Raw genomic sequence first — 26,853 nt, 5'->3', positions numbered from 1 at the left:
TTATGCTTCGTTTCAAAAGCCTTGCTGTAATCTCTCTTCTTTTTGCTTTTGCCTGCGACACCCTTCCTGAAGAGGAAGAGTACCCGGTAATCAACCATCCGAATGTGATACTCATCCTTACCGATGATCAGGGTTATGGTGATATAGGCATTCATGGCAACGATACTATTGAAACACCCGTGCTGGATAATTTTGCCAAAGAAGGAGTAAGGCTAGATCGCTTTTTTGTAAGTCCGGTTTGCGCTCCCACCCGTGCCAGCCTCCTGACTGGTAGATACCATTTACGTACCGGCACTACATGGGTAACCGATGGAATGGAAGATATGCGTAGTGAAGAGGTAACACTGGCCGAAATGTTTAAGCAGAATGGTTATGCCACCGGCTGCTTTGGCAAATGGCACAATGGCGCTCACTACCCCCGTGATCCTAACGGGCAGGGATTTGATGAGTTTATCGGTTTTAAGGCAGGACACTGGTACAACTACTTTGATACCCAGCTGATGCATAATCAGGATACCATCCAGACCGAGGGTTTCATCACAGATGCCTTGACTGACTATGCAATCAACTTTATTGAAGAGCATCAAAGCCAGCCTTTTTTCTGCTATATTCCTTATAATGCTCCCCATGGCCCCTTTCAGGTGCCGGATCAATATTTTGATAAGTACAAAGCCAAAGGGCTGGGCGATAAGCTGGCCACTATCTACGGGATGTGCGAAAACATTGATGACAATGTGGGGCGCATTTTAAAGAAGCTGGATGAACTGGCGATCAATGAAAATACCATTGTGCTCTTTATTACCGATAATGGCCCTAACACCTGGCGTTACAATGGAGGTATGCGAGGCCGCAAAGCACATGTGCATGAGGGAGGTGTAAGGGTTCCTAGCTTTATCCAATGGGACAGCCATTTACCTAAAGGAAGAGTGATTGATCAGATTACTGCCCATATAGATATTTTGCCTACCCTCTACGAACTATGCCAGTTGGAGCCAGTCAAGACCAAACCCTTGGATGGTATCAGTCTTCTTCCTTTGCTCATCGGGGAAAAGGATTATCTGGAAAAGGATCGCACTATTTTTACCCATCAGGTAAACGGTGAAATAGAAACTTACCCCGGAGCGGCACGCACACCGCAGTACCGACTGGTGATGCAAAATGAAAACGATATCAGCTTGTTTGATATGCTCAATGACCCGGGCGAAACACAAGATCTGGCTGCCGAGCGAACAGATATAGTCAGAAGTTTGCATAGAGATTATCAACAGTGGTTTTCAAAAGTGACTCAGGATGGTACGGATGCCCTTCCAATTCCTGTCGGTTATGATCAGGCTCCGGTAGTCACTTTACCAGCACATGAGGCTACACTTTCCGGAGACCTTAGCTACAAATTTGGTCCCTTTGGCTGGGCCAATGACTGGGTTGATCAGTGGACAAGTACGCAGGATAGTATGTACTGGAAGCTGGATGTTGTAGAAGCCGGACAATATAAAGCTATGCTTAAATACACCGCTTCTGCTGAGCAGACAGGAGCTGAGATGCAACTTGCTGTGCCCGGTGATAAAATCTCGCGCCAAATCAGTCAGCCTTTTATTCCTGATATTATTAGCGGATATGATCGTGCTGACCGCGGACAGGAATCATATGAACAGAGTTGGGGGTATTTAACCTTGGGAAACATACAGCTTGCAAAAGGGCAGCAGTGGCTAAGCCTTAAACCTTTGCTAATTCCTCAGCAAAATGTAGGAGAGATCAAGGCAATAATTTTAAGTAAACTCTAAGCCTTACTTACTAAACTGGTTGCCTACAGCTAAGGCTCCTCCCGCCATCGCCAGATCTTTCAGTAAATTGGTAATAGACTGTTGATTACCACCCATAGCACCCGGTAAATGGATAGTGAATACGTAGATCAATAACAGTAGTGCCAATAGCAAACAGGCTATACGAGCATATTTTCCAGCTAAAATCGCAACACCTGCTGCCAGCATTGCCGCTCCGGTCAAATAAACCCAAAAAGCACCTCCCGGTACAGGAACCATACCTGCCATGGCTGAAGCATTCATAAAATGGAACAGGCCGAAAATGACAAAAGGTACGGCAAAAAGAATACGCGCTACTGTTGTGGTGAGTACTTGCATGACATTAATTATTTGTTGGTACATATAATTTAGCCAACCTGATGTACATTTAAAAGCATTAGTCCGATAAAAGAAGGAAAAAGTGCCGGGTTGAATATCTCTCAGAACTACCTAAAGGTCAAAAATTGTCCATGATCCAGTGGCCTATATCTGAAACTGCTAAGCCCGCTGAGAAAATTGCTAAAGCCAGATAGTGATCTTTCATCCAGAACATGAGTTGCCCATCTACCTGCATGGTTTGACGAAAAATTTCCTGTATCAGAAAAGCTAAACCTGCCATATATACCAATCTCGTGCAGGTACCCACCAATGGGCAATGGCTGATGCCTCTATGCTTAAAAAACAAGGCATACGGATACCAGAGAAAAATCCAGATATAGCCCACTCCCCAGGACCAACGCAGCAGCGTAGTCTCAGATACCGTACGGGTAGGCATGTCCAGATCAGGACTGATGAAAATACCACTCAGGCAACCTCCTGTAGCCAGGGCAGTAACTGCCTGATCACCATCGCTCAGGTGCCAGGCTACCAGCCCTGCCAGTGGGGTTAAAAGTATCGTCCCGAGTGTATGTTCTTTCCCTGACGCCATGCAGAATAAATTTTGCGGGTGAGAATGTAACGCTCACATCTACAGTAAATTGTAAACTGCTATTCTAGCTTATCGGGCAGAAAGAAATACATGATTTATTACCAAAAGCTAAGCGGGCTGCTTTTTCTCCTCATATTTCACTACTGCGTTTCCCAAACTACCGATCAGCATGCCAAAAGAACCTATAATAAACAGCCAAACGCCCGCAGTTTTGAGTGATTCATACAGAAAAAAAATACTGCCAATGAAGAATAATACATTACCAATAATCCCCAAGCTAAGATGAATCCATTGGTATTCTCTGAAAATTGTCCGAAAAATGTGAAAATTAGATTTCATGAAAAAAATAGCTTTGCGTTTGCTATGCACAACTTAAAAAGCTACAGAATGATTATAAAAATCAGGATTTGAATATTTTTTTACTCGCTCAACGCTCTGCCACAACATAATCCGCTACTTCACCAACCGGAGCCAGCCAGATGCCATGGGCTGGGTCTTGTGCATACTGAATCAGAGCTTCCAGCATTACTGTACGTGTGGTTTGAGCACCTTCCTCTCCGATATCATGACCGGCGAATACTAACCAAAGCCCTTGCTCCGCTGCGGATTCTATCATGGGCTTTATTTCATCAAAATTCTTGGCATCCATAGATACACCCGTAATCTGAGCCATATCGCAGTAGGAAGGATCATTTGGCGCTTCATCCAGCCACCCACGTCCGGCGGTGAATAATTCTGCCACTACCGGCACATAGCTTTGCGTCTGTGTACCCCTTCCCACATAGGTTTGTCCGCAGGGATAGGCAAAAGTAATGGGTACGACGCCCAACATTTGCTCAATGTGTTGATTTGCGCTTTCTAGTTCCTTCTTCATTTGTGCCAGCGTATATTCTTCTATCGCTTTCTCCCGCGCCCAGAGAAAATTACCGGAGCAGGGGTGTTTTAAGGAATGATTACCCATTTCATGTCCATTGCTTGCGGCTTGCTTCCACTTAGAAAGACGCTGTTCTACCGCTGAAGGCACAAGATAGAAAGTAACTTTAGCATCATAACGATCAAATAGTGGTGCACCTATATCTACCTGGCTGGGGCGACCATCATCAAAGCTGAGGCTCAGCGCCATGCGCTTGCCTTCCGGCCATTGTATGGGTGAAGTAGAAGATTGAGCTAAGCCAAAGTAGCCAATTAAGATGAAGAATAAAGTAGAATAGACAGATTTGTACATGATAGCAGTAGGTTGTTGTAGAAAATATTTATCTGTATGGAAATTATGATCACCAAGTTGAAAGCTTACAGTTAAATCAAAATTTTTGAATAACTAACAAAATTTATTGTAGCCAATTCTTGGGATAATTTGAGCTTTATTAAAGAATTCTTCAAACTTCAAACTCTGGTATATTCCCGTTATAAAGCTTTGGATCATCATCACGGCTATATATTTCTACTACTACCTTATATTTTTTACTCATTGACTATTTCATTTAGAGTAAAATCAAATAGATGGTTGCCAAAACTGCCTGATTCCCTTTGGTTCAAATGTTTGGCGGGCTTGGGCAAGGTCATAATTTTCCTGTGCTCGCAACCAGAAGGTAGCATCCGTATTCGGAAACGCCTTTTCAAGACGTAACGCCATAGAAGGGGTCACGGATTGGCGACCATTCAAAATAGCATCTAAAGTTTTACGAGAAATCCCTAACCCTTCCGCTACTTCACGAATAGGCAGCTTTTCACCGGTTTCTTCTCGAATACCTTCTATCGTTTCTCTAATCAATTCGCCCGGATGGGCAGGGTTCAACATAGCCATATCTTTGCTCATTTAATGATAATCTGTGTAATCTATACCTGTGGCATTCTTGCCTTCAAAGCGGAAAATTATTCTATAATTCCCACTTACTCTCACTGAATAAAAGCCTCTTAGATCTCCAGACAATGCATGGAATCGGTAACCGGGCACATTCATTTGCTCGGGTGCGCTGGATGCATCCAGACGGGTTAGAATCAAGCGGATTTTCGCAATATGCTGGGTAGGTAATTTATAACTATTACCTTTTTCATAGTAGATTTTTAGTCCCTTATGCTTGAATCAAATAATCATAACATAATTGTAACCTGAAAAGTGGCAGGTTGCAAATTATTTTTAAGATAATCTATCCCTAGCCTAAAATAAGCTGAAGCTCCCTCTTATTTATCCAACAGAAAAGTCACCATCTCTGGGAAAATGATTACCAATGCCAGGAAGATCAATTGAATAATAACATAAGGAATGATGCCTCTGTATAAGTGACCGGTTGTCACTTGGGGAGGTGCTACGCCTTTCAGGTAAAAGAGTGAAAAACCAAAAGGTGGCGACAGAAAAGAAGTCTGTAAGTTCAGCGCCAGCAATATTCCAATCCAGATCAAATCTATGCCCATAGTGCTAAAAATAGGCGCGACTACCGGAACGATGATGAAGATGATTTCAATGAAGTCAATGAAAAAGCCAGCGATAAACACTACCACCATCACAATCGCCAGAAAAGCCATTGGAGAAAGATTGGCCTGCTCAATCAAACCAACCAGATAACGGTCTCCTTCCATACCACGAAAAACTAATGCAAAAGCCGTAGCCCCTACCAGGATGATGAATACCATACAGGTCAGATGAGTAGTCTCCTGCATCACTTCTTTTAGTACTTTTACGTTAAAGCGTCCCTGGAAAATGGTCAGCAAAGACGCACCCAAAGCACCAACTGCCGCAGCTTCCGTAGGTGATGCTATGCCAGCAAAGATAGAACCCAGTACAGCCGCAATGAGCAGAAAGGGCAGAATAAAAGCGCCTACCACTCTTTTAAGCATACCTGCTTTCCTGAATTCAGCGATTTCTTCAGCGGGCATTGGGGGAGCCGATTTGGGATGCACTATGGCTTTGATCACTACATATAATAAATAACAACCTACCAGCGCAAGCCCTGGTACCAAAGCAGCAGTAAATAAATCTCCTACTGATACATTGAGCACACTTCCCAAAAGCACTAATACTACCGAAGGCGGGATGATCTGACCTAAGGTTCCTGAAGAGGCAATCGTCCCCGTAGCCAGTTCGGCGCTATAACCTCGCTTGAGCATGGTAGGCAGGCTAATCAGCCCCATGGTGATGACCGTTGCTCCTACAATTCCTGTAGATGCCGCCAGCATGGCCCCTACAATGATTACTGAAATGGCCAACCCTCCTTTGAATCTTCCAAAAAGCAGGGCCATAGTTTCCAGCAGACTCTCGGCTAAGCCGGATTTTTCCAGCATAATCCCCATGTAGATAAACAGGGGCACTGCCAGCAGCACATAATTGGTCATGGTACCAAAAACACGAAGCGAAAGCAGGTAAAAGAAATCCGGTCCGAAAGTAACCAGACCGAACAAAACAGAAACCCCGCCCAGCGTAAAGGCTACCGGAAAGCCAAAAAGAATTAACAGGAAAATAGACAGAAAGAGAATAATCGGCAGTATATCAGGCATGGTCGCGAGTGGTGGGTTCGGTGATGGTGAGTAAAGACCTGAAGGCTAAAGAAAAGGCTTGTAGGAGCAGGAGAAAGAAGCCGACAGGAATCGCTCCTTTTACGATAAAGCGAGCGGGCAAGCCTCCCGGATCGGGCGAGCCTTCATTGATGGCATAGGCATTGGCAGTAAATTTCAGTGAGGACTGAATGGTGATGATGCAAAAAGGAATCAAAAACAGCAGTGTGCCCACCAGATTTACCCAGGCCTGTTTTTTGGGTGAGAAATTCTGATAAAAAACATCTACCCGCACATGCTTATCGTGCTTCAGAGCATAAGCAGCTCCCAGCAAAAAAATAAATGAAAAGATATGCCATTCCAGTTCTACGATGCCAGAGGAAGAAGTATTGAAAAGATAGCGTGCCGTCACATCATAGCAGATCAGTATGACCAGTAGGGTATTGAGCCATGAGACGCCTTTACCAATGACTTCGTTCATGCCATCGATAAAGTTACTGGCGCTTTCTAGGGTTTTTCTCAACTTATTCGTCTAATTTTGAATTAGTAGCTAATAAATATTGTATTAATAGGTCATAGCAAATATATCATAAATTTGCAGAGAAGGAAGCCGACTTTCGTTTGATCCGTTGATTAAGGCTCAGCCAGGATCATCAGAAAACCGGCTTTTCTTCAAAGTCATTTATCATTATTCGTTCGTATGAGTGTAGTGAGTACGCCGCAGAAAACAGATATTCGTAAAGCCAAAACTGAAGCCATTCAGGCATTTCTAGCAGCAATAGGCGAGAAGCCCTTCCGTGCCAAACAAATACAGGAATGGTTGTGGAAAAAGTCTGCCCGTAGCTTTGAGGAGATGACCAACCTTTCTAAAAGCACACGTGAGCTGTTGCAGGAGCACTTTGTCATTCACTCTGTTGCCATACAGGAGCAGAATTTTAGCAGCGATCGTACCATCAAATCCATGTTTCAGTTGCACGATGGGCATGCGGTAGAAGGCGTACTTATTCCCACCTCTAGCCGTATGACAGCCTGTGTGTCTTCGCAGGTAGGTTGCTCACTCACTTGTAAATTCTGCGCCACCGGTTATATGGAGCGTAAGCGCAACCTGGACGCTGCCGAAATTTATGATCAGGTAGTGCTGATCAATCAGCAAGCAGAGAAAAATTACCAGATCCCTCTGTCCAATATTGTGTACATGGGCATGGGTGAGCCTCTGCTAAATTATCAGAATGTGCTAACTTCCATTGAACACATCACTTCTCCCGAAGGGCTGAATATGTCGCCCAAACGAATTACAGTATCTACTGCCGGTATCGCCAAGATGATCAAAAAGCTGGGAGATGATCAGGTGAAATTTAACCTGGCGCTGTCGCTGCATGCCGCCAATGACAAAAAGCGGGACCAGATCATGCCGATCAATGAGAGCAATACGCTGGAAGCTCTGCGTGATGCGCTGAATTATTTTTATGACAAGACCGGCAACAAAGTTACTTTTGAGTACATCGTCTTTTACAACTTCAACGATACACTGGAAGATGCCCGTGAGCTTTGGGAATTTACCAAGCGGGTGCCTAGCAAGGTCAATATCATTGAGTACAATCCCATCAAAGAAGCTGACTTCAAAAACACCGAAGCCGACCGGCTGGATCAGTTCGCCGGCTATCTGGAAAAAAAGGGCGTGACTGTCAATGTACGCCGGAGCCGGGGTAAAGACATAGATGCTGCCTGCGGCCAGCTGGCGATTAAGAAGAAATAATTTGAATTATGCAGTAACTTCAGAAGCTTTCTTCTTTTTCTTTGCAGAAGAAGGTTTATTGGAAAGTTTTGCATCCGCCTCTTTAGAGATTTTCTTTGTTTTAATGACAAACTCGATACCTAGCCCTTTCTCCAGTTTGGCTAGTGTTTCCATATTAATGAGTTTGTCTCCTCTAAATAGCTGTGTAACATAGCTGGGAGAAGTCCCAATCATTTTAGCAAGGTCTTTCTTTTTCAGATTTTTTTCTTCCGCAACTCTTTCTACCTCGCTGAGAAACCGAAACATCAACATATGGGCATTGTGCTTGATTTCACCTTTTTCATCTTTGAAAGAGAACAAGTCATCAAAAGCCTGCTGAATGTTTTCTTTATTCTTCAAATTTGTATTCATAGCTTGCTACTTTTTCAATGATATTTTTTTCCTTATGAGTAAGTTTTTGGCTTTTCTTTTTAAGCCGTAGCTCTGCCATAATCACTACAAAAATTTTATCACCCTTAGTAATTTCCTTACAATACAGTCTGTCATTTTCCTGCCTTTTGAAAAACTTCATAGCAGTGACTCCTTTACTCTGCTCGTTGATTTCTTCTTTATCATAGAGATCAGTATTACGAATCCCATTGAGAATTATGTCTGCGATAAACCTAAATTTTTTCTTGTGTCTTTCATCCTGATTAATGTATGCTACAATATCTTTACTATTCTCCTCATCTACATAAATCTCCCTTTTTCCGTCAGTTGAAGAACGTATCTATGGCAGTTCGTTTCAAAAAATTAACCTATAGGTTAATTTTTTGAAAGTCAATATATTGCATTTTTCCAGTCAAACCAGCTTATTTTAATATAGAAATTAGTTGCGTATAATCTCAGGCAAAGACATAGACGCTGCCTGCGGGCAATTGGCCATTAAGAAGAAATAGGCTGCTGGACCTTGGGGGTGATGACACCATCGGCAAATTTCTCATGTTTGATATTGACCAGTACGGCATGCAAAGTCTCTGCTGCCAGTCCGTGCAAAACCAATCGGTAAGCCGCACTATATGTAGTTTCCGGCACCATCGGATGTTTGTTGTTCACCAGACTCAAATGTCCTGGTGTGTTGAGAATTTGTGAGGTATAGATGCCTATCGTCTCATCCAGTTGCAGCGAATTAGACGCCCTGATAAAGTCATTGGCAGTGAGAAACAACTGGTAGAAAGGCGTAAATAGCTCAATCGCTGATCTTAAGTCCAGAATATTTGTCCAGCGATCAGGAAATTCAATGTGGTCAAAACGATCAGGCGTGATCATAGACAGATCAATTGGACGCTTTCCTTTGATACCCAGATTCTTCTCTTTGAGCTGACGATTCAGGTTGATCACAAAATTGTAGAGGTTCAGATCATGTTTGAGAAAAAGATCATCCTTGATATCCTCAAAATCTTTGGGTTTTAGCGGGCTGGTTTGTACTTCTACCCCTTCCACATTTTTAGCGATAAACTGCATGATTTCACTACCCACATGAAAATGTCTGAAGATCAATAAATTGGCATCCTTGCTCACAAAATTTTTGAGTCCCCAGGCCAGAATTTTATGGAGCATTTTGGAGGAATTAGGCACCTTCGGAAAGAAGAATTTGAAGACATGAATGAAAAAGATCATGATCTTGGACCAGAAGCGCACCAGCGGAAGCAGATACATGACTGAGCGTGAACTGTTGTCCCGCATCAAAGCCAGCTTGGTGTGGTCATTGATCGGAATGCTGCTGTCCAGGTACATCGCCAGCCAGGGATTGGGGTCGCGGCTGTCGTGGGTGGAAAGATCAAAATTTTGTTGTGAGCCCATAAGATTAAGATTTTAATAGTTACCCAGTTCTTCCAGTTGCATCTGATATAAGCGGGCAGTCACTTTTGCTGTCTTCGCGATTTTTTCCGCTACCTCCCTATTAAGCTTCGGATGATTGAGCGCCTGCTCCAGATTGTGAAAATGATTTTCATCGGCTACGCCATGATAAGTGAAGAAAGATACCTGATCCTGCTGCAGGTTCAACTGCTCCTTCATCATTTCTCCCCAATAGCCCGCTAATCTTTTTCCAATGCCTTCTATGATAAACATAGCACCTAATAAATCTATCGGATTAGGCTTGCTTGCCTGCTGAAACATAAAAGAAGAAAGCGCTATGCTTCCCACATTTTTTTGTCCGCTGCGAATTTTGCTCAGGTCTTCTCCCAATGCCTGGAAGTTCTTTTCCAGTATCTGATAGTCTTTATGTTCGGTAGCGGTATGTTTGATAAACGCGGACCGCAGTTCAAACAGCTCAATATCGATGTTGGAGGCCGCGCGGGAAATCCACTGTGAGCCGTCAATCACCTGCTGACGCAGATCCATCAGCAACAGTTTATAATCATCCAGGCTTAGCTGTCCATCATGAATCTTGCGCACTATGGGTACTTTGAGCAGTTTACTCTCGAAGTCAATCCAGATCTGACTGAGCTGACGCACCAGCCATTCCGAAGTTGGATTCTGATTTACTACCAGTTCAGGCGCTTCAATTTCACGGACTGGATAAGCCTTATCAGTATTTTCTGCGCCTTCTACCGTAAGTTGCATAAAGGAAGTGATGAACCTGCCGCTTTCCGGTACCATACACAGTATGGTATCGCCCGCTTTCAGTTTGCCGGAATACATTAACTCTTCCAGCATGATGTAGATGGAAGCCGCTCCGGTATTGCCTTTGGTCTTCAGATTGCTGAACCACTTTTCGTCAGGAATTAAAGCACCTCCTTTGGCCATCAGCTCTTTGATGGGTGCTTTGAAAAACTCGGAAGAGTAGTGGCAGCACAGCCAGTCAATATTGTCTACTTTGATTTTTCCCTGATCAATGAGTTCAAAATAATGGGCGATACCAGTCTTTACCACCTGGTCTAAAAGCCGGATGTCCTGCTTGAGGTTGATGGCTCCGGCATTGGCAGCCGCAGTATAATCAGGATAATCCAGCCAGCTAGCCTCACTAGGGTTTTTATTATCGTTTTTTCCGGTATACATACATTCCGGAAACTGATGGGCATGAGAAGTCAGTTCTATCCAGTCAATCCGTAGCGATAAGCCGTCCTCTCTTTTATGATTTTCCAAGACCAATGCACCGGCGCCATCAGAGAGCATCCAGCGCAGAAATTCTGTATCAAAAGGAACCGAAGTCATATTTTGGACATCATAGCGTGAAGCCTTAAACAGGCGACTGGCAAATTCACTGCCTACACAGATCGCATTTTGTTTTTCTCCGCAATGAATCTGCGTATACGCATTTTTGATGGCCATCATTCCGCTGGCACAAACACTCTGGAAACTGGCTACTTCACATCTGGACAGACCCGATTCACCATGTACCATGCTGGCAAAGCCCGGCACCGGCAAGTCTCCCTGGGTAGTACCGGTAGCCAGCAATTGTACATCATTCGCCTTAAGATTGCTTTTGTCCAGCGCCTGTTCTACAGCCAGGGCAGCCATCTGGGCGTTGGAGTGGGTACTCTGCTGCGCTTTGTCCATAGCATAATGTCTGGACATAATCCCGTTTTGCCTGAGCATACGGCTTTTTACAGCACTGCTTTTGCCATTGATGCGGCCCAGATAGTCTTCCATCTCATCGTTAGAGACAGGCGCATTGGGCAAAAATGTGCCTAGGGAAGTGATATAGACTTTATGCATTGGGCTGTTGTTGCTTCTTAGAAACGTTGGATTTGGATTTTGAAGTATGTAAAGCCGTTAAATTATCCAGGATAGGGCTGGCAAAGCCATAGTTTTTTTTGCCTTTGCGATGGTGCTCCGCATGTCGCGTACTCAGTATTTTCCAGCCTGCACCCATCCCATTGCCGAATCTGTAATTGCAGTGTCCGCAGAAATTCAACAGTATGCTTACCAGAGGATACAAGAAAATAGCCATAGGCGAAAACGGAATCCAGGGTGCGATGGTCAATGGAACAGTACTCAGCAAAAAAGCTTCCAGACCATGAAAGCTATAGACGGAATACACGGTAGGGGTATTGGATCGGTGATGCACATAGTGTACCTTTCTCATGAAAAAAGGAAGATGCATCAGGCGATGGATGACAAAGAAGTGGATTTCGTTCCAGATGCTCAGGAGGACTAAGCCCAGTATAATGTAGCCAAAGCTATCTGGCAGAAGCTTGATCCAGTCCTGGCGAATCATCCATACCAGCGGAATGGCTGACAGACCGAAGATAAAAACTGATTGCAGGGAATGCCTGATCTCAAAACGGATCTGCTTTGGAGTGGCTTCTTTGGCAATAATTTTCTGCAAAAACCTCTTCTTCCACAAATACTTACAGACTAGCAGAAAAAGAGGAGCAAGACCAAGGTACAGTACAAGGAAATAAGCGATTGTAATGCCTACTACCTCAGCATATGTGTAACTGTAGATGATATCCTCAACCAGCGTGCGTAGCATGTTATAGCAATATTTTGGGCTAAAACTCCTACTATGAAGATAAGCTATTTTTTCTCGATCTAATTGTTATCCTGGCTCTTTAAAGTTTTCAGAAGATACACCTGAAAGAATTAGTAAAATATCATATAATATTAAAAGTAAACGGCTACCTCTTTTCAGTTTTTAGACAAAAAAAGCGGCAACAATTTTGCCGCCGCTCAAATAAATTATTCTTCCCTATTGTGCACCTGCGATGGTGGAGAAGTAGCTTCTACTGCCGAAAACGGCTCCAGAATTTTGTAGGTATGTTTTGCCTCTTTGGGCACCAGATAAGAATCGCCAGGTTCCAGCGTTACTACCTGTCCTTCGGAATGCAGCTCAGCTTTACCTTTCAGTACATAGCCCACTGTTTCGTAAGGACGGCTAACTTCCGGCTTATCCTGAGTGGGTGATTCATCTTCCCACATCCGCATGGATACTCCTTTTCCGGAAGCTAAAAATTTTTCACCGTTCTTCATCTCAGGTGAATGACTTGAATCTATCTTCTTTATGCTTGTATCAGCCATAACTTCTATATTTTAAGTTCAAAAAAAATAATTGCTACTTATTTAACTTCAGAAGAATGGTGTTGTTTAGGGGAGTAGCGTAACAGCTTGTCCGGTCATGCTATAGAACTCACCGTTTTCCAGACGGTAATGTACTGTAAATTCATGGGACTGCACTTGTGCCGGGGCTGATGACGGTTGCAAAATAACCCCTTCATTTGAAGCTTCCAGATTTTCGTCAATCAGAAAGTCATTCAAACCCACAATACGCCCGCTATAAAAATCATAAATGTTGAAAATTGAATTAAGCGTATCTCCGGCTGCCAAAACTTTGCTACTATTCGCCTGTACATAGTCAGCATTGCTAAAAATAGCAATATCAGCGATTTCTTCAGTAGGCTGAGGAGGTTCTGGTGAACAGGCGTAAGCTGCGGGAAAAAAGCCAGCAGATATTTTCTTAGAAGGCTGGTTAGTTTTTTCCGATAGCGGCATCAGATTAATTCCATAGCGATCATAGGCGATTTCTGTCTGGGCTGTAATATTTTCCTCTATACTATATCCCCCCTCTATCAAACGAACATTGGCCAGGCTGATATCGGTAATCTGGTAGTACTGGGTTCCTCCCAAATCTCCACAGTCATCGCTGTTACATCCCCAGGGCATGATAAGCAGTATGCTAAAGATATACTTTTTCATAAATTCAACTGACAAGTTTAGATTGTCAGCGGGCATAAATCGTGCCCTGAGACAAAAAAGTTACTGCGAAAAAGGGTGATTTTATACACCCACTATCTCAACTATTTTACTACTTCTCTAGGGATAGCTGATGGCAATCGGCTCAGCATTTCATTGTTTACCAATTGGGTGAAATTAGTAAAAGACTGTACCCCTATAACGTTATTTTTTTGCCGTCCTACCAGCACCACTTCATCTCCTACTTTTGTATCGGGGATGTGGGTAATGTCTACCATGAAGAGGTTCATATTGATCAGGCCTACAATAGGCGCTTTTTTACCACCAATCAATACATGTCCGCGATTGGATAAAGCACGAGGATAACCATTGGAATAGCCCAGCGGCATTACCGCAACTTCCATGTCTTGGGTAGCCTGGTAAGCGGTACCGTAGCCAATAAACTCTCCGGCTTTTACATGACGGATATCCATGATGTCTGTCTTCCAACTAAAGATCCGCTTCAGTGGTTTGTCAGTAGTTTTGTCTACTTCTTGCAAATGGAGGTAATAAATATCCGGGCTGGGCCAGAACCCGTATTGTGCTACCCCCACCCTCACCATGTCATAGACAGTATCTTTCATTGCCAGTGCTGCTGCGGAGCAGGCGATATGGCGGTAGTTAGGCATGAACTTTTTGGACTTGCACAGTTTTAAAAAGTCCTTATAGCGCTTATGCTGCTGATCAATTTTGAACTGATTAGACAAGCTTTCCGCTCCTCCAAAGTGCGTACAAAGCCCTTCAAAAATCAAGTAGTCCTGATGGGCCTTCATGAATTCCAGGGCTTTAGGGAACTCATCATCCTGCAAGCCGGTACGGTTGGCTCCGGTTTCTACTTCCAGATGAATTCTGGCTTTCTTATTCAGCTTCCTGGCTGCTTCCAAAGCCTTGGGAAGTCGATCAAAATTATAAACGTAAAATTCAATGTCATTTTCAATGGCCCAGGGTATATCATCTTCATACAGTATACCCATGATCATGATACCGGAACCCTTAGTAACGCTATCCAGTACCTCTTCTGCCTCAAAGGCTGAAGCCACTGAAAAATGCCGTACACCACAGGCCTCAGCCATGGGTACAAACTGATGAATGCCATGCCCGTAGGCATTGGCCTTTACTACGGATGAAAACCGGACCTCAGGCCCGGTTTTTTTCTTAATAAAATTGATGTTGCTTTTGAGTGCTGCCTGATTTAATAATATCCTTGAAGAGTGTTTTACCATTGTTTTTTGATTTCATTCCAAAGATAGGCACGGCCCCAACTCTCACGGGCCAGCTTTTCTACTTTTTTAATTTCCGGGGCAGGAACTTTATCTGCCCATTGCTTTACTTCCAGGCTGTTAAAGTGAAAAGCATATACCCGTGAAGCAAACTGATAGAAGGGTAAAGATGATTCCCCATGCTTTTCACCATGATCATACACCGAAGGCTTGATACCCTGCCCCCAGTCCTGGCGCCCTTCATTGTTAGGGTTAAGAAAGTAAGCCCGCATTACACCTTCCGGATCACGGCGGATCCGCAATAATGAAACCGCATGAAACCCTAGCATATCGCCCCGGGAGGAAGTAATGAAAATTCCTACCGGATTAGGATAGACTAACCTATGCCCTCCGTTATAATCAGGATGGCAGGAGGCATAAAATACCCGCTGGAAACCTTTGAAATCCTGAATAGCATTGAACACATAATTATATACTGAAGCAAAGCCCACCTGTATCCATTGTCCATAGAGCGCAGGGTTAACCCATTTGTGAGGATCTTCGCCCCGGCCTGATGCCAGGCGCATCATTTCATTATATATCTTATCCAGATTTTGTACCAGCACTACCGAGACTGCATCCAGGTTATAATCCATTTTTTCTACCAGCCCTTTGCCTAGTTTACTGGATTCTAACTCTTGCCCTTCAAAGCGAAAAGCGAGATTGTTTTGCGTAGCTGCTGTAATCACCAAATTGATCAGTTTGGCGGGTGCATGCTGGCTCCACATACTAATACCCCGGGCTGACTGACAGGTAGGGTTGTTACCTTGTCCGACCCCTAAAGGTTGGCCAAGAATACGAATCAGGGCCCCGATGAGATATTGTAGGGCTTTTACATCAGGATGCTTCTGAACAATAGACTGAATAATATCCTCTTCTATCTTGTGATGTAACCTGATACGGCGCATATTATCCAGACCGGCACGTACTGCCTGACGTGAAAATAGTCCTTTCTCCAGCATCTTGGCAAAGCCATAGATACATTGGGCATTATTTGGATGAATAACTTCCCTAATCAGTTTCCTGACAAACTTCTTATGGCGATACCATTCTGCCTCACCCGTATCGCTAAGGTTAAAAGCCGCTGGTACCAAATCATCCTGCTCTGAATCAATCAAATGGAGCAATAAGCTGGCATGAAAGCTACTGACCAGGCCATGAGCACGCATGGATTTTCCTATCTCATAGGCTTCTTTTGCCAATATATCGGGCGAAGCCTGTTTTAGAAATGCTTCATAGGCATCCAAATCCTGATGTTCACGCGCACCTGAAGTAGGAGCATACAATTCATCCACATACATTTGCAGTGTACTGTCACTCTCTGACTGGGTATCCAACTGAACTTTTTTCTTTACCAAGCTAATGATCTCACGAGCAGGGCGGGTTACTACCGGACGTTGTTCGCAAATGATGGTGATTTCTTCAGCCAGCTTTTCTTTGATACCTTCCAGGCGAGAATGCTCCAGTAAAAACTTAAAAAGCAGCTGTACTTTTTTCAGTTCACGATCACTCATATTGATCCGAGCTTCTTCGGTTGGTTCCTGAAAAACAAATTCCAGGTTATAAACCAATACTTCTTCCAGAAAGTTGGCGGCTTCTCCCTTACTTAGCTTAGGGGATTTAATATCTCCTTTGGCATAAGCCAGCATACGCAGCTCACTAAGTATCTCAATAGAAGAATTTGGGTGTCCACTTTTTAAAGTTCCCTTTACCAGGGTAGGGACAAGCTTATTAGGCTCATTCCAGGCAGTTCCTTTGAAAATACCTACCTTTTCCAGGGAGCCTATCTTTTCATACAGATATGCTATACCCTCAAAAGTCAGACTGAGTATATCTACCTGACTCATGAGTTTTGTGGCTCTATCCTGTTTTGTTAATTCACTGGCTTCCAAAAACTCCTGATAGGAATGTTGGAAGTTGTCAATATTCTGCTCTACTAAAATAACTTTATTCATTCAATGGTTTACAAATAGAAATCTACGTTCTCGTAATGTTTTAGCAACTCCGTCATACGATCCGGGTCTTCTCCCTTAAAATTAATCGTACCAAAATGATTACCATAGCCTTCACGAGAATTGATCTTTTGGGTGCTCAATGGAGGCACCAGATTATGATCTATAAAATACGGCTCTTCCGTAAGTTCATCGGGTATTTCCAGCTTGGAGATTTGTCCCTGACGTGGATAAATCATGACATTGCCATAATATGTTTCCGGCTTATGGCCTTTTGGGGGGAAAATAGCATCCAACTCCTCTTCCGTAATATTAGGATCGTGGCACAATACAAAAGCACCCAGCGCATCAAAATCATAAGCTTTAGCGGCCAGTTCTAAGATGTGGCCTCCGGGAATACGACACGCCACTTCACCGAAGTTCATCTCATCATTTTCTGTAAGGAACCACTCGGGGTGAATCATACCATATTCTATGCCGAATATGTCTACCAGCTTCTGCACTTGTTTATGAATGAGTTCGCGCTTGCTCTCCAGATAATGCCCTTCTGGAATAAAGTTAGAATAGCCTAATTTCACATATTCCGTAATGTTTAAGAACCTCACTTTTCCTTTATTAATATAAGCCTCGCAGGAGAACTCGCGTCCGCTCAGGTGGCTTTCAGCCATGCAGGGGAAGTCAGTATCTTCTACTTTTTCGTCAATATCACTCATGGAGCGCAGCAGGCGGTGACCCACTGTACCAGCCGCCGCAAATGGCTTGAGGTGTACCCAGCTATCTTCTTCTCCGGGCACCTGCAAATTGGCCTGGTTAAGCCTTTTCATAAATTCACGCACCTGTTCACGGTTATGAACTTCTTCAAAGAAACCAACTTTTAAGCCTCCGATCAGCGCTTTACGCTTCATCATGGCTTTATTACGGAATAGAAATGCCCGGTTGAGTACACGAGGGTCGTCTCTGTAGATAGAATTGAGCGCGCCAGCCCATTCTACTGTTTCCTCAAACAAAGGAACAGCTACATCTACATTAAAAGGTTTTAGCTTTTCAGCAAGGTCAATAGAGTTTGAGCTGTCGCTCCACTCATCAAACTGGTAGGAAACAAAAGGGATATCGTTCTCCTGAGCATATGACTCAAAATCAGGGAAGGAAACAACCACATAAGGTTTGTTGAGCTTTTGCATGCTTTCAATGACAGGTAAACTCCAACCTAAAAGTGCAAAACAATTTGCCATAACTTATATTAATTTATAGTTAGATGAAAAAACTTATTGGTTTCACGTGTATGTTAATAGCTTGTACGTAGGTACACATATTAACAACGCTATGCAACGATAGGTGTTTGCTTCTTTCTGCTTTATCTTATTTATGGCTGCTTAAACTCCTCATAATCCTATTTTTATTCATAATTCTTTAGTAATCGGGAGACCATCCTCATCCAAAGGCTGATATTGGTGGCGTACATAAGCGGAGATAATTTTCTTTTTATACTTCGTCTGACTTAACTCCTGATTTACCGCCATCTGTAAATCACTTTTCCATTTTCTCCTCGCTTTAGCACCTACCAGATAGCGAATGGTTATGTTGGTCCAGGAGTCAGTAGCTGAAATGAACAGCTGAGGTTTTTCTGCTACTGTTTCATGGATATTTGATTTTTTAAGGATTTGGGCATAGTCCTGAGCCGGTTGAAGCATATACTCTCCCAATAGTCCATCCGCCACCTTTTGTAATACTTCCAGTGCCAAAGATATATCTGACTCATTGGCAATAGGTATCGCTAATTCGTCCCATACATAAGGAAAATCCCTTGTCAGATTAATTACTGTGCCGGTCAGGATTTCGTTATTAGGAAAAGTTACTAACCTTCCGGTAGATTGCTCAGCCTGCACTGCTCCCGGCTGATCGGGAGACCCGATTTCCCAAACAGTGGTGGTGAGTGAGTCTATCTGATATACATCCCCAAACACTTCGCCTACTGCTATGCGGTCTCCTACGCTATAGTAGCCCTGAAAAGAGTTGAGCAGCCAGCCGGTAAAGCTCTCAATGGGTGTCTGCAACGCCCAGGAAAGGGCCAGTCCTACCAAACCTACTGAGCCCACCAGTGCCCGAATATCTCCTGCCAATACACTAAGTGCCACACCCGCTGCTAAAAGCCATACGGAAATAGAAACCACAGCGATCACTGCATTTGAGATGTTCCAGCGATGAGTAAGCCTGCGTATCAAGGGACGCAAGAGCCTCAAAAAAGCCCAGGCCAGAAAAAATGCCAGTAATGAAATGAGCAGCTTTGGCAAATTCTGGTAAAAGCCGTTCCATAATTCCCGGACGGTAGTAAGCGCCTCATCAGCAGCCACCGAAGTACCTTCGCTGATACTTTTTTCATCCACAATAACGGTATCTTCAGTGGATGATTCTTGTGCCTGGCTAGGCTCTCCTCCGGGAAAAAACATCAAAAGAAGCATGGTAAAGGCTACTGCCACAATAGATGCCTGACGAAATTTGCCCAATTGCTGGTTGGCCTGATCGGCAGTCTTACGGCTGCTCATGCGTCGTTTGCTACTGCGTGTGCGCAGTTTTCCTTTTCTTCTTACGGTTCTTTTGAGCGTACGTCCTCTGCTTGTTCTTTTGTTGCTGAGTTGTTTTGTATTTCTGGCTTTCATGAAAGGAGCACAAATTATTGAGTAATTACAGATGCATATTTGCATATAACTCGGCAGGCGAGGGTGTGTTTATTTTCAGCACTTTCTTCATTATCCAGAGAATATTAGAAAAGTTATATTATTGGGGGAATTACTTTTATTCATCAAGACAAGTAAATAGAAAGATGAACAAAAAAATTTTCTCTGTAAATCCTCTGTTTTACAGGAAATTGTAGCTTTTAAAAAAAGGCTTAGCGTACCAAAAACCTTTTAGTAAAGTCCTCGTTTTGAGAATTATTTAAACACAATTTTTTCCAACCCTTTTAATTTTTTTAATCATGGAAGAGCATAAAAGATCAATCAATATTCTTAATGAATTACTGGAGAAAAACTATGATGCAGAAAAGGGCTACCGTAGTGCAGCAGAAAATGTGAAAAATTCTCGTCTGAGTAATTTTCTCCTCCAGAATGCTGACATAAGACAGGGTTTTGCCATAGATATTGCTGAAGAAATTCTGGACCTGGGCGGTAAACCCATCTCTGATACCAGTATCATGAGTGAATTACACAGAGCCTGGATCAACTTTAAGTCTGAAATTACGGCTGAGAATGATGAAGATGCTGTACTTAAAGAATGTATCCGAGGTGAAGAGGCTGCTCTGAAAGACTACAATAAAGCACTGAAGAGTAAGTCACTGGATGATTCTACTGAGGTATTGCTGGAAGAGCAACGAGCACAGATTGTACTCGCCATCAGCGAGCTGGAAAGCCTGGAAGAAGAAGCAGGGGCAGGGGAGGTATTATAAATTTACACAGGAGGGAAAACCCCTCCTGTATTCTTTACTTTCGTAAATGCTGCATCATCACATTATACACTTCAGTAGGTGCTATATGGCCTTCTTTCAATAGGCTTTTATCCTGACTAATTAATAAAGGTCGGTCTTCTACCGATTCAGGAATACGGCCATGAGCGCCTTTTACCAGCGTAGCATCCACGGGAATTACGTCCATCAAATAGCGGAAGCCCAGTTTTTTCTTCAGCAGTTTCATCCCAACTTTAGCTTTCAGAAATTTGATGTCAGGATCAGCAAACACTTCTACCGGATCATAACCGGGTTTCTGGTGAATGTCGACAGTACGGGCAAAGTCGGGCGCTTTTTTATCCTCAAGCCAATAGTAATAGGTAAACCAGGAATCTTTATCGGCCACTACTACAAAATCACCGGCACGATCGTGATTGATATGATATTGGTTTTTGCCTTCTTCATCCAGCACCAGTTCTACGCCAGGTAGATCTTCCAATAGCTGTTTCACCTCCTGCATTATGCTTTTATCATTAACATACACATGAGCCAGTTGATGATCTGCCACAGCAAAGGCACGGCTGGCCCCGGCATCCAGTCTTTCCAAGCCAAGCTCTTCTTTAATGGTAATCCAACCTTTTTTCCGCAGTGCCCGATTGATATGTACCGGATGGTTTACATCTGTTATGCCGTATTCTGACAAAAGCATCACCTGAGCACCTCTTGACTCGTAAAAAGTGATCAGGTCTTTACATACATCATCAATCTCTCTAAGATCTTTGGCGATTTTGCTAAAATCAATGCCACAGCGCTGCAAATTATAATCCAGATGGGGCAGATAAATAAGCGTAAGGGTTGGATTATGCCATTCTTCTACTTTTTTACTGGCATCAGCGATCCAGCGGGTAGAACTGATGTTGGCATTGGGTCCCCAGAAGCTAAAGAGCGGAAACTGCCCCAACTCCTGCTGCAGACGATCTCGCATATCCATAGGGTGCGAATAGATATCCGGTAGCTTGCGCCCATCGGAAGGGTAAAGCGGACGAGGAGTTACCGAATAATCTGCGCTGGAGTACATATTGTACCACCAAAACATATTGGCACAGGTAAAATTGGGATCGGCTTTCTTAGCCTCCTCCCAGATTTTAGGGGATTGTACCAGATGATTGGACTGACGCCAGAACTTGATTTCACACTCATCCTTAAAGTACCAGCCATTACCCACAATACCGTGCTCTTCAGGATGTTTCCCAGTCAGATAAGTGTACTGGGAGCTACAGGTAACCGCCGGCAGTACCGGGTCAATAGATACTTGCCTGCCTTTGTCTCTCCACTGCTTTAAGAAAGGAGTGTGTTCCCCAATCAGGCGTGGGGATAGGGCTACTACATTGATGACAACCGTTTTCTTCATACCTGCTCAAAATTTTCTCTTACCCAATGTAATTCTCTAGCGATGGACTCTCCCAACTCTATGCGAATGTCCTCCGGCAGCACCTCCCAGGTATAAGTTTCTACTTCCAGATGGTGCGTGACCGGGTGAGTTTGCAGGTACTGAAAAGTCTTGAGCACATCGTCCTGGGTAGATTGTAGCAAGCCGTAATTTTCTAAAAAGACCGGCACGTGAAAATGCGTTCTCCATTCCTGATACTGAGTATTGTTGATATGCTCCAAGGCATCCGGTAGGTCTGGATACTGCTGACGTTCACCATTCTGCCCGGCAGCCACTACCTGATGTAAGTAAGTAGATTCTGACAGATCACGAAAGGCTTGCTCGGTAAGTTTGCGATCTTCTGAACGCTGTGGAAGATTTGCTTTCAGGGCGGCGCTGATCTGCACTTTACCGATGCGTATATCTTCTCTCTCAAAACGTTGAAATACAGCTTCCGGCTCTTCATACATCACTGCAAAATGGCAGACATCATAGCAGACACGAATATGCTCTCGCAAACATTCTTCTGCTTCCTCTACACTCATGCCATGCTTCTCTTCCAGATATTGAATACCATGAGGCAGCAGATGTTCCTGATAAAAATGTACCGTGGTTTCAGTATCTTCTAACAGTCCGTCCGGCTCCGGCTCAATATCCAAATGGAGAAACCGGCCATTTTTTTTTCTGATCTCGTGTAGTTGCCAGGCAATTTTGCTCAAATATTTTACGCCTTTCTCCATAGCAGCACTGATTTCTTCCTGACTGTTATGCCAATATTTGTAGGAAATGGGAGAAGTAGAAATTCCTCCATCCACGGCATCGGGCAGAAGTTCGGTCAGAATATTGAAGAGGTTGCGGGTATATTCATAACGTTCTTCGGTAGTCCAGTCGGGCTGATGCACTTCATCCTTCACCCGCTGACGGTGAAAACCTCCGTAAGGAAAACCGTTCATAGTAAACACGTAGCAGTCGTTGGCCGCCAACCAGTTTTTGAAAGTGGCCAGATGATGGGCATTTTTCAACTGCTCTGCTGCCTGCCGTGACAAGCGTAAGCCAATGCCAAAAGGTGTATCAGGAGAAAGGGCTGCTTTGATTCTGGGCACATAAATATCCAGGGTCTGCATCACGCTATCCCAGTCTTCGCCCGGATGAATGTTGGTACAATAGGTAAGTTGATACTGCTTATTCAGTTTCATAAAAAAAGATTAAAAAAAATATACTATACGATGAGATCGGTCTCTTCAAATACTTCCAGCCGTGAGATAGCTTCCCGGATAAGGGCCACATCCATCTGATGTACTTCTACGCCTTTTCCAATGGCTTCCAACAACATGATGGTAAGTTCGCCACCAAGGTGCTCTCTGAATTCCTGCAAACCCTGCACGATTTCTTTTTGCTCCATTTGGGGAATATATAGTGTAAAGCCCAGCACTTTCAGCAAATGAATTACTCTGTGCAGATCTTCTTTACTGATCATACCTTTCAGATGAGAATAGGTGACGTCCAAGGCAATGCCTATCGCTACGGCTTCCCCATGACGCACCTCATAATTTGTGATTTGCTCCAACTTATGGGCGGCCCAGTGTCCGAAATCCAGGGGGCGGGATGAACCCATTTCAAAAGGATCTCCCCCGGCGATATGATCCAGGTGGAGCTCCGCACAGCGGTAGATAAGTTCCTGCATAGGCTTAGCTTCACGGCTGGCTAAGGCTTCCGCATCTTCTTCCAGTTGCTTGAAAAAGACCTTGTCTTTAATCAATGCTACTTTGATGGCTTCTGAAATTCCTGCTCTCCAGTCACGATCATCCAGCGTAGAGAGAAAGTCAGAATCGTTGATTACAGCGAATGGAGGGGCGAAGCTGCCCAGATAATTTTTCTTACCAAAATAGTTAATTCCGTTTTTCACCCCCACACCGGAGTCGTTCTGCGATAGTACGGTAGTCGGAATCCTGATATGCCGTATGCCTCTGTGCGCTACCGCGCTGGCAAAACCTACCAGGTCAAGCACTGCACCTCCGCCTATAGCAATGATGTAGGAGTGGCGGTCAATGCCATAAGTATGGGTAGCTTCTACAATTTGCTGCAGCAGCTTGGTATCATTTTTAGCCTGCTCACCTCCCGGTACTATCATAGGTTCAGCACATAAAATAAAGTCATCTGCGTGATGCTGGGAATGCTCACTGAGCTGCTGTAGCAATGCCGGATGGGCTTCCGCCACACCACTATCCAGCACATAATAGACTTTAGGCTTTTGCTGGCTTCTGATAAGGTCGGCTAAGAGTGAATTATTTTTATGAAAGAGTTTTTCAGTAAATAAAACCTGGTATTGAAAGGGGACACTAAAAGACTGCTGTATGGATTTCATGTACTCGTATTAATCAGAACGATAGATTGCAAGATAATAGTTATGTTACAAAAATAACTGCGAATCTTTACTAAAAGTGCCTGAAAAGCACAATGTTTAGGTTACCGCAAAGGCCCTTCCTACCAGACGAGAGATCGGAAACAGCAGCACAATGATGAGTCCATAAAGCCAGCCGGCAAAAGCAGTAGCCAGTGCGGCATCCAATATGATAAGGGAAAGGACACCCGCTTTGACCGCCAGGCCTACTAAGCGTGGCTCAGGGTTTCTCAGTGCTTTGAAGAGAGGAGGGAATATAAAGTAGGCCAGCAGGGCCAGAAAAGGAAGTACCTGCCAGTATGCTTGATTGAATACAAATGCTAAAAGAAATATGCAGATGAAAATCAAGCCGTACATAAAAGCCGCAGCACCTATGGCCTGCTTATTTCCTCCATGCACCTCGCCCCGGCTGATCATGGTGATGGCTGCTATGTAAATAATCGGAATCAGGCTGATGTACCAAACCTCTGCGATAACTCCAGGAACTACGCTTACTCCTAAAAGTAGATTCCCTCCCCGGCACATCCCCATATTGATAGGGCCCCAGATGTTCTGATGTTTCCCCCAGGCATCATACAGCAGAGCGCAGGCGGCCACCAGAAAAGCAATGAGTAAACTGATCATTGATATCATCCAGGCGGATAACACACCTAAAGCCAGTAGCAAAGCGCCCAAAAGACTTGCACTTACTAAACTGGCATCGCCACTGGGTATGGGCCTTTCCGGTCGTTCTATACGGTCCAGTTCAGCATCAAATACATCATTAAATACCACGCCTCCCGCATACAAGCCAATAGTAGCCAGAACCAGCCACATCAAAGGTTCGCTATGATCGCCATTGTCAATCCACTGTATGGCCAGACCAGAAGCAGCAAAACCCGCCATAATATCCGCTATGGCAGTGATTACATTGGCCGGGCGCATCAGTTTGATATGAGCAATGAGTTTTTTCATCTCTTCTTTATCTCGCTTAAGCCCGCAGTATTCAGATTCATTTACTGTGTTTTTATACCTTCTATATTCATTACTTCCGCCAGCTTAATGTCATTTGTTTTAGCCACATGAATATCCTTTTTTCACAGCCAATGCACTTGCTAATTGGATAGCATCCAATGTTCTAAGCCCTCTTTCCCAATGCATTTCTAACAAGCTTGCTGCTTTATCAAATAATTCGGAGTTAAATTCTATGACCGTAAAATTTTTCCAATCCTTAGCAAAAAGCTTAATTAAACCTTTAGCCTGTTCATTTGTGATTTCATTCATTCTGACTTTCTTAAATACAGCGGAAGTAAATTCTACCTTCGTAATTTCAGAAACATAAAAATGGTCTACATCATTACTTTCAATAAACTGATCTATCTCCTTTGTCCCTTCTTCTTCATGATAGAGCTTGAATAATGTAGAGGTATCTAAAAAAAGATTCATTATTCCTGGTTTCTTTCCTCAATTACAGCATCACTAAAAGAGCCTTTATAATCAGCCAATAACTTTCGTGATTTTTTAAAAGAAAACTCTCTTTTCTTTTGTTTCATTTCAGCCTCTTCCTCCAGGAAGGTAACGATTACTTTTAATGGCTTGTCTGAGTCTACTGCTTTATCTAGAATAAGCTTGCCTTTATGATAAATACCTTTTAATGCGATCATTCCATATGTTTTTTCACATCAACAAAATACTTTACACCTTAATTTTCTACAATACCGGATGAGCCTTTGACTTTTGGGGTTTGGCCTCCACGTAGCACACTATTACCAGAATATTTTTCTCGCTGATCTATAGCGACGCCTTGTTGCCAGTCACTTTCTTTCATTTGTCCACTCTGGCTGTACGCCTCCAATGCATTCTGATAACAAGCCTTATGTACATCCGCTTCAGAAATTCCTTTTTCCAGCATGAGTTTTGCAGTTTTAGGCACGGCCAAAGGATCGCTTACGCCCCAGTCGGCAGCGCTATCTACGATAATACGCTCCGTACCGTACTGCTTCACAATTTCTACCATACGCTCACTGCCCATTTTGGTGTGCGGATAAATGGTAAAAGCTGCCCAGAATCCACGGTCCAGCACTTCTTTTACCGTTTCTTCATTGTTATGATCTACTACCACCATATTAGGCGCTAGCCCGTGCTCAATAGCCACGTCCATACTGCGGGTTGTACCACGCTTTTTATCTCGGTGGGGCGTGTGGATCATCACCGGCATAACCACTTCTTTGGCCAATTCCAACTGCATTCGGTAATACTTATCTTCTGCTGGCGTTTGGTCGTCGTAGCCAATTTCTCCCACGGCCACTACGCCTTCTTTACCTACATAGAGGGGCAACAATTCCATTACCTGCTCTGCCAGCCGTTCATTGTTGGCTTCTTTAGAGTTAAGTCCTATGGTACAGTAATGCTTGATGCCAAACTGGCTGGCTCTGAACCTTTCAAAACCTACCAGGCTATTAAAATAATCCTGAAAGCTACCCACTTTGGTGCGGGGCTGGCCCAGCCAGAAAGCAGGCTCTATGATAGCAACAATTCCCGCTGCCTGCATAGCTTCGTAGTCGTCTGTAGTACGGGAAGTTACGTGTATATGTGGATCTATGAATTGCATGAATTAATTGTAAGTTAAAAGTTTGAGGTTTTTCTATTTAATAACTGAAGTTACGCAACTAAGCTGATACCTAATCCTTGCTTTATATCATTCAAATAGGCAAAGGCAGTTTTA

Annotated in this window: 28 protein-coding genes and 1 pseudogene; 3 read left to right on the top strand and 26 right to left on the bottom strand. The window is 43.7% G+C overall.

Annotated features, from left to right (window positions below):
- Nucleotides 1-2 precede the first annotated feature (2 nt).
- A complete protein-coding gene (locus WJR50_RS25280) occupies nucleotides 3-1,781 on the top strand; it encodes an arylsulfatase (RefSeq protein WP_341296091.1) in 1,779 nt (592 codons plus the stop codon).
- Between the two features lie 3 nt (nucleotides 1,782-1,784).
- Here WJR50_RS25280 and WJR50_RS25275 read toward each other — a convergent pair whose 3' ends face one another.
- The 8 genes and pseudogenes from WJR50_RS25275 to WJR50_RS25240 form a co-directional block, all read right to left on the bottom strand.
- Nucleotides 1,785-2,138 (bottom strand): DoxX family membrane protein, encoded by a 354-nt coding sequence (locus WJR50_RS25275; protein WP_341296090.1) that lies wholly within the window; start codon nucleotides 2,136-2,138, stop codon nucleotides 1,785-1,787.
- A gap of 118 nt (nucleotides 2,139-2,256) precedes the next feature.
- Entirely contained in the window at nucleotides 2,257-2,727 is a 471-nt protein-coding gene (locus tag WJR50_RS25270) for a DUF2227 family putative metal-binding protein (protein ID WP_341296089.1), read from the bottom strand.
- Nucleotides 2,728-2,835: 108 nt separating this feature from the next.
- On the bottom strand, nucleotides 2,836-3,066 hold the full coding sequence (locus WJR50_RS25265; RefSeq protein WP_341296088.1) for a YrhK family protein: 231 nt from the start codon (nucleotides 3,064-3,066) through the stop codon (nucleotides 2,836-2,838).
- 88 nt (nucleotides 3,067-3,154) lie between these two features.
- Complete coding sequence (locus tag WJR50_RS25260; protein WP_341296087.1) at nucleotides 3,155-3,952, bottom strand: polysaccharide deacetylase family protein; 798 nt, start codon at nucleotides 3,950-3,952, stop codon at nucleotides 3,155-3,157.
- Nucleotides 3,953-4,219: 267 nt separating this feature from the next.
- A complete protein-coding gene (locus WJR50_RS25255) occupies nucleotides 4,220-4,543 on the bottom strand; it encodes a HigA family addiction module antitoxin (RefSeq protein WP_341296086.1) in 324 nt (107 codons plus the stop codon).
- Nucleotides 4,544-4,798 (bottom strand): annotated as a pseudogene (locus tag WJR50_RS25250) (type II toxin-antitoxin system RelE/ParE family toxin); the annotation flags it as partial.
- Nucleotides 4,799-4,908: 110 nt separating this feature from the next.
- Nucleotides 4,909-6,219 (bottom strand): TRAP transporter large permease, encoded by a 1,311-nt coding sequence (locus WJR50_RS25245; protein WP_341296085.1) that lies wholly within the window; start codon nucleotides 6,217-6,219, stop codon nucleotides 4,909-4,911.
- A complete protein-coding gene (locus tag WJR50_RS25240) occupies nucleotides 6,212-6,739 on the bottom strand; it encodes a TRAP transporter small permease subunit (protein WP_341296084.1) in 528 nt (175 codons plus the stop codon). Before WJR50_RS25240 ends, WJR50_RS25245 begins: the two co-directional genes overlap by 8 nt.
- 177 nt (nucleotides 6,740-6,916) lie before the next feature.
- Here WJR50_RS25240 and rlmN point away from each other — a divergent pair, with 177 nt between their 5' ends.
- Nucleotides 6,917-7,972 carry a dual-specificity RNA methyltransferase RlmN gene (gene rlmN, locus WJR50_RS25235; RefSeq protein WP_341296083.1) on the top strand — a complete coding sequence of 352 codons (1,056 nt, stop codon included), beginning with the start codon at nucleotides 6,917-6,919 and terminating at the stop codon, nucleotides 7,970-7,972.
- Between the two features lie 6 nt (nucleotides 7,973-7,978).
- Here rlmN and WJR50_RS25230 read toward each other — a convergent pair whose 3' ends face one another.
- The 11 genes from WJR50_RS25230 to WJR50_RS25180 all read right to left on the bottom strand — a co-directional run bounded on the left by WJR50_RS25230 (nucleotide 7,979) and on the right by WJR50_RS25180 (nucleotide 19,537).
- Nucleotides 7,979-8,362, bottom strand: a complete 384-nt coding sequence (locus tag WJR50_RS25230; RefSeq protein ID WP_341296082.1) for a helix-turn-helix domain-containing protein — start codon at nucleotides 8,360-8,362, stop codon at nucleotides 7,979-7,981.
- Entirely contained in the window at nucleotides 8,340-8,522 is a 183-nt protein-coding gene (locus WJR50_RS25225; RefSeq protein ID WP_341296081.1) for a hypothetical protein, read from the bottom strand. Before WJR50_RS25225 ends, WJR50_RS25230 begins: the two co-directional genes overlap by 23 nt.
- Before the next feature lie 353 nt (nucleotides 8,523-8,875).
- Nucleotides 8,876-9,793: a DUF6999 family protein gene (locus WJR50_RS25220; protein ID WP_341296080.1), complete on the bottom strand. Its 918-nt coding sequence runs from the start codon at nucleotides 9,791-9,793 to the stop codon at nucleotides 8,876-8,878.
- A gap of 12 nt (nucleotides 9,794-9,805) precedes the next feature.
- Complete coding sequence (locus WJR50_RS25215) at nucleotides 9,806-11,653, bottom strand: beta-ketoacyl-ACP synthase III (protein ID WP_341296079.1); 1,848 nt, start codon at nucleotides 11,651-11,653, stop codon at nucleotides 9,806-9,808.
- Entirely contained in the window at nucleotides 11,646-12,413 is a 768-nt protein-coding gene (locus tag WJR50_RS25210) for a sterol desaturase family protein (RefSeq protein ID WP_341296078.1), read from the bottom strand. Before WJR50_RS25210 ends, WJR50_RS25215 begins: the two co-directional genes overlap by 8 nt.
- Before the next feature lie 206 nt (nucleotides 12,414-12,619).
- On the bottom strand, nucleotides 12,620-12,958 hold the full coding sequence (locus WJR50_RS25205; protein ID WP_341296077.1) for a cupin domain-containing protein: 339 nt from the start codon (nucleotides 12,956-12,958) through the stop codon (nucleotides 12,620-12,622).
- 66 nt (nucleotides 12,959-13,024) lie between these two features.
- A complete protein-coding gene (locus WJR50_RS25200; RefSeq protein WP_341296076.1) occupies nucleotides 13,025-13,633 on the bottom strand; it encodes a hypothetical protein in 609 nt (202 codons plus the stop codon).
- 101 nt (nucleotides 13,634-13,734) lie between these two features.
- Nucleotides 13,735-14,892 carry an alanine racemase gene (gene alr / locus WJR50_RS25195; RefSeq protein ID WP_341296075.1) on the bottom strand — a complete coding sequence of 386 codons (1,158 nt, stop codon included), beginning with the start codon at nucleotides 14,890-14,892 and terminating at the stop codon, nucleotides 13,735-13,737.
- A complete protein-coding gene (locus WJR50_RS25190) occupies nucleotides 14,886-16,883 on the bottom strand; it encodes a hypothetical protein (protein WP_341296074.1) in 1,998 nt (665 codons plus the stop codon). Before WJR50_RS25190 ends, alr begins: the two co-directional genes overlap by 7 nt.
- Before the next feature lie 8 nt (nucleotides 16,884-16,891).
- Complete coding sequence (locus WJR50_RS25185) at nucleotides 16,892-18,112, bottom strand: ATP-grasp domain-containing protein (protein WP_341296073.1); 1,221 nt, start codon at nucleotides 18,110-18,112, stop codon at nucleotides 16,892-16,894.
- Nucleotides 18,113-18,280: 168 nt separating this feature from the next.
- Complete coding sequence (locus WJR50_RS25180; protein ID WP_341296072.1) at nucleotides 18,281-19,537, bottom strand: mechanosensitive ion channel family protein; 1,257 nt, start codon at nucleotides 19,535-19,537, stop codon at nucleotides 18,281-18,283.
- 317 nt (nucleotides 19,538-19,854) lie between these two features.
- Here WJR50_RS25180 and WJR50_RS25175 point away from each other — a divergent pair, with 317 nt between their 5' ends.
- A complete protein-coding gene (locus tag WJR50_RS25175) occupies nucleotides 19,855-20,322 on the top strand; it encodes a ferritin-like domain-containing protein (protein ID WP_341296071.1) in 468 nt (155 codons plus the stop codon).
- A 34-nt stretch (nucleotides 20,323-20,356) separates the two neighbouring features.
- On the opposite strand, the gene WJR50_RS25170 is transcribed toward WJR50_RS25175, so the two are convergent.
- From WJR50_RS25170 to WJR50_RS25140, 7 genes are all read right to left on the bottom strand, one after another.
- Entirely contained in the window at nucleotides 20,357-21,730 is a 1,374-nt protein-coding gene (locus WJR50_RS25170) for an alkaline phosphatase family protein (RefSeq protein ID WP_341296070.1), read from the bottom strand.
- Nucleotides 21,727-22,944 carry a metabolite traffic protein EboE gene (gene eboE / locus WJR50_RS25165; RefSeq protein WP_341296069.1) on the bottom strand — a complete coding sequence of 406 codons (1,218 nt, stop codon included), beginning with the start codon at nucleotides 22,942-22,944 and terminating at the stop codon, nucleotides 21,727-21,729. Before eboE ends, WJR50_RS25170 begins: the two co-directional genes overlap by 4 nt.
- Nucleotides 22,945-22,967: 23 nt before the next feature.
- Nucleotides 22,968-24,113: a 3-dehydroquinate synthase gene (locus WJR50_RS25160; protein ID WP_341296068.1), complete on the bottom strand. Its 1,146-nt coding sequence runs from the start codon at nucleotides 24,111-24,113 to the stop codon at nucleotides 22,968-22,970.
- A 96-nt stretch (nucleotides 24,114-24,209) separates the two neighbouring features.
- Nucleotides 24,210-25,103 (bottom strand): UbiA-like protein EboC, encoded by an 894-nt coding sequence (eboC, locus tag WJR50_RS25155; RefSeq protein WP_341296067.1) that lies wholly within the window; start codon nucleotides 25,101-25,103, stop codon nucleotides 24,210-24,212.
- Between the two features lie 99 nt (nucleotides 25,104-25,202).
- Nucleotides 25,203-25,574 (bottom strand): type II toxin-antitoxin system VapC family toxin, encoded by a 372-nt coding sequence (locus WJR50_RS25150; RefSeq protein ID WP_341296066.1) that lies wholly within the window; start codon nucleotides 25,572-25,574, stop codon nucleotides 25,203-25,205.
- On the bottom strand, nucleotides 25,574-25,792 hold the full coding sequence (locus WJR50_RS25145) for a hypothetical protein (protein WP_341296065.1): 219 nt from the start codon (nucleotides 25,790-25,792) through the stop codon (nucleotides 25,574-25,576). The genes WJR50_RS25150 and WJR50_RS25145 overlap by 1 nt, the downstream gene beginning before the upstream one ends.
- A gap of 38 nt (nucleotides 25,793-25,830) precedes the next feature.
- The gene (locus WJR50_RS25140; RefSeq protein WP_341296064.1) at nucleotides 25,831-26,739 is read right to left on the bottom strand and encodes a TatD family hydrolase; all 909 of its coding nucleotides are present in this window, start codon (nucleotides 26,737-26,739) and stop codon (nucleotides 25,831-25,833) included.
- Nucleotides 26,740-26,853 lie beyond the last annotated feature (114 nt).

This window comes from Catalinimonas locisalis (genome assembly GCF_038039535.1).
GTDB lineage: Bacteria > Bacteroidota > Bacteroidia > Cytophagales > Cyclobacteriaceae > Catalinimonas.
This window is presented reverse-complemented; position numbering and strand designations above follow the sequence as displayed.

What these genes read in the sequence shown, in the direction of transcription:
- WJR50_RS25280 (WP_341296091.1), top strand. Translation starts at nt 3, where the DNA reads ATGCTTCGTTTCAAAAGCCTTGCTGTAATCTCTCTTCTTTTTGCTTTT.
- WJR50_RS25275 (WP_341296090.1), bottom strand. Translation starts at nt 2,138, where the DNA reads ATGCAAGTACTCACCACAACAGTAGCGCGTATTCTTTTTGCCGTACCT.
- WJR50_RS25270 (WP_341296089.1), bottom strand. Translation starts at nt 2,727, where the DNA reads ATGGCGTCAGGGAAAGAACATACACTCGGGACGATACTTTTAACCCCA.
- WJR50_RS25265 (WP_341296088.1), bottom strand. Translation starts at nt 3,066, where the DNA reads ATGAAATCTAATTTTCACATTTTTCGGACAATTTTCAGAGAATACCAA.
- WJR50_RS25260 (WP_341296087.1), bottom strand. Translation starts at nt 3,952, where the DNA reads ATGTACAAATCTGTCTATTCTACTTTATTCTTCATCTTAATTGGCTAC.
- WJR50_RS25255 (WP_341296086.1), bottom strand. Translation starts at nt 4,543, where the DNA reads ATGAGCAAAGATATGGCTATGTTGAACCCTGCCCATCCGGGCGAATTG.
- WJR50_RS25245 (WP_341296085.1), bottom strand. Translation starts at nt 6,219, where the DNA reads ATGCCTGATATACTGCCGATTATTCTCTTTCTGTCTATTTTCCTGTTA.
- rlmN (WP_341296083.1), top strand. Translation starts at nt 6,917, where the DNA reads ATGAGTGTAGTGAGTACGCCGCAGAAAACAGATATTCGTAAAGCCAAA.
- WJR50_RS25230 (WP_341296082.1), bottom strand. Translation starts at nt 8,362, where the DNA reads ATGAATACAAATTTGAAGAATAAAGAAAACATTCAGCAGGCTTTTGAT.
- WJR50_RS25225 (WP_341296081.1), bottom strand. Translation starts at nt 8,522, where the DNA reads ATGAAGTTTTTCAAAAGGCAGGAAAATGACAGACTGTATTGTAAGGAA.
- WJR50_RS25220 (WP_341296080.1), bottom strand. Translation starts at nt 9,793, where the DNA reads ATGGGCTCACAACAAAATTTTGATCTTTCCACCCACGACAGCCGCGAC.
- WJR50_RS25215 (WP_341296079.1), bottom strand. Translation starts at nt 11,653, where the DNA reads ATGCATAAAGTCTATATCACTTCCCTAGGCACATTTTTGCCCAATGCG.
- WJR50_RS25210 (WP_341296078.1), bottom strand. Translation starts at nt 12,413, where the DNA reads ATGCTACGCACGCTGGTTGAGGATATCATCTACAGTTACACATATGCT.
- WJR50_RS25205 (WP_341296077.1), bottom strand. Translation starts at nt 12,958, where the DNA reads ATGGCTGATACAAGCATAAAGAAGATAGATTCAAGTCATTCACCTGAG.
- WJR50_RS25200 (WP_341296076.1), bottom strand. Translation starts at nt 13,633, where the DNA reads ATGAAAAAGTATATCTTTAGCATACTGCTTATCATGCCCTGGGGATGT.
- alr (WP_341296075.1), bottom strand. Translation starts at nt 14,892, where the DNA reads ATGGTAAAACACTCTTCAAGGATATTATTAAATCAGGCAGCACTCAAA.
- WJR50_RS25190 (WP_341296074.1), bottom strand. Translation starts at nt 16,883, where the DNA reads ATGAATAAAGTTATTTTAGTAGAGCAGAATATTGACAACTTCCAACAT.
- WJR50_RS25185 (WP_341296073.1), bottom strand. Translation starts at nt 18,112, where the DNA reads ATGGCAAATTGTTTTGCACTTTTAGGTTGGAGTTTACCTGTCATTGAA.
- WJR50_RS25180 (WP_341296072.1), bottom strand. Translation starts at nt 19,537, where the DNA reads ATGAAAGCCAGAAATACAAAACAACTCAGCAACAAAAGAACAAGCAGA.
- WJR50_RS25175 (WP_341296071.1), top strand. Translation starts at nt 19,855, where the DNA reads ATGGAAGAGCATAAAAGATCAATCAATATTCTTAATGAATTACTGGAG.
- WJR50_RS25170 (WP_341296070.1), bottom strand. Translation starts at nt 21,730, where the DNA reads ATGAAGAAAACGGTTGTCATCAATGTAGTAGCCCTATCCCCACGCCTG.
- eboE (WP_341296069.1), bottom strand. Translation starts at nt 22,944, where the DNA reads ATGAAACTGAATAAGCAGTATCAACTTACCTATTGTACCAACATTCAT.
- WJR50_RS25160 (WP_341296068.1), bottom strand. Translation starts at nt 24,113, where the DNA reads ATGAAATCCATACAGCAGTCTTTTAGTGTCCCCTTTCAATACCAGGTT.
- eboC (WP_341296067.1), bottom strand. Translation starts at nt 25,103, where the DNA reads ATGAAAAAACTCATTGCTCATATCAAACTGATGCGCCCGGCCAATGTA.
- WJR50_RS25150 (WP_341296066.1), bottom strand. Translation starts at nt 25,574, where the DNA reads ATGAATCTTTTTTTAGATACCTCTACATTATTCAAGCTCTATCATGAA.
- WJR50_RS25145 (WP_341296065.1), bottom strand. Translation starts at nt 25,792, where the DNA reads ATGATCGCATTAAAAGGTATTTATCATAAAGGCAAGCTTATTCTAGAT.
- WJR50_RS25140 (WP_341296064.1), bottom strand. Translation starts at nt 26,739, where the DNA reads ATGCAATTCATAGATCCACATATACACGTAACTTCCCGTACTACAGAC.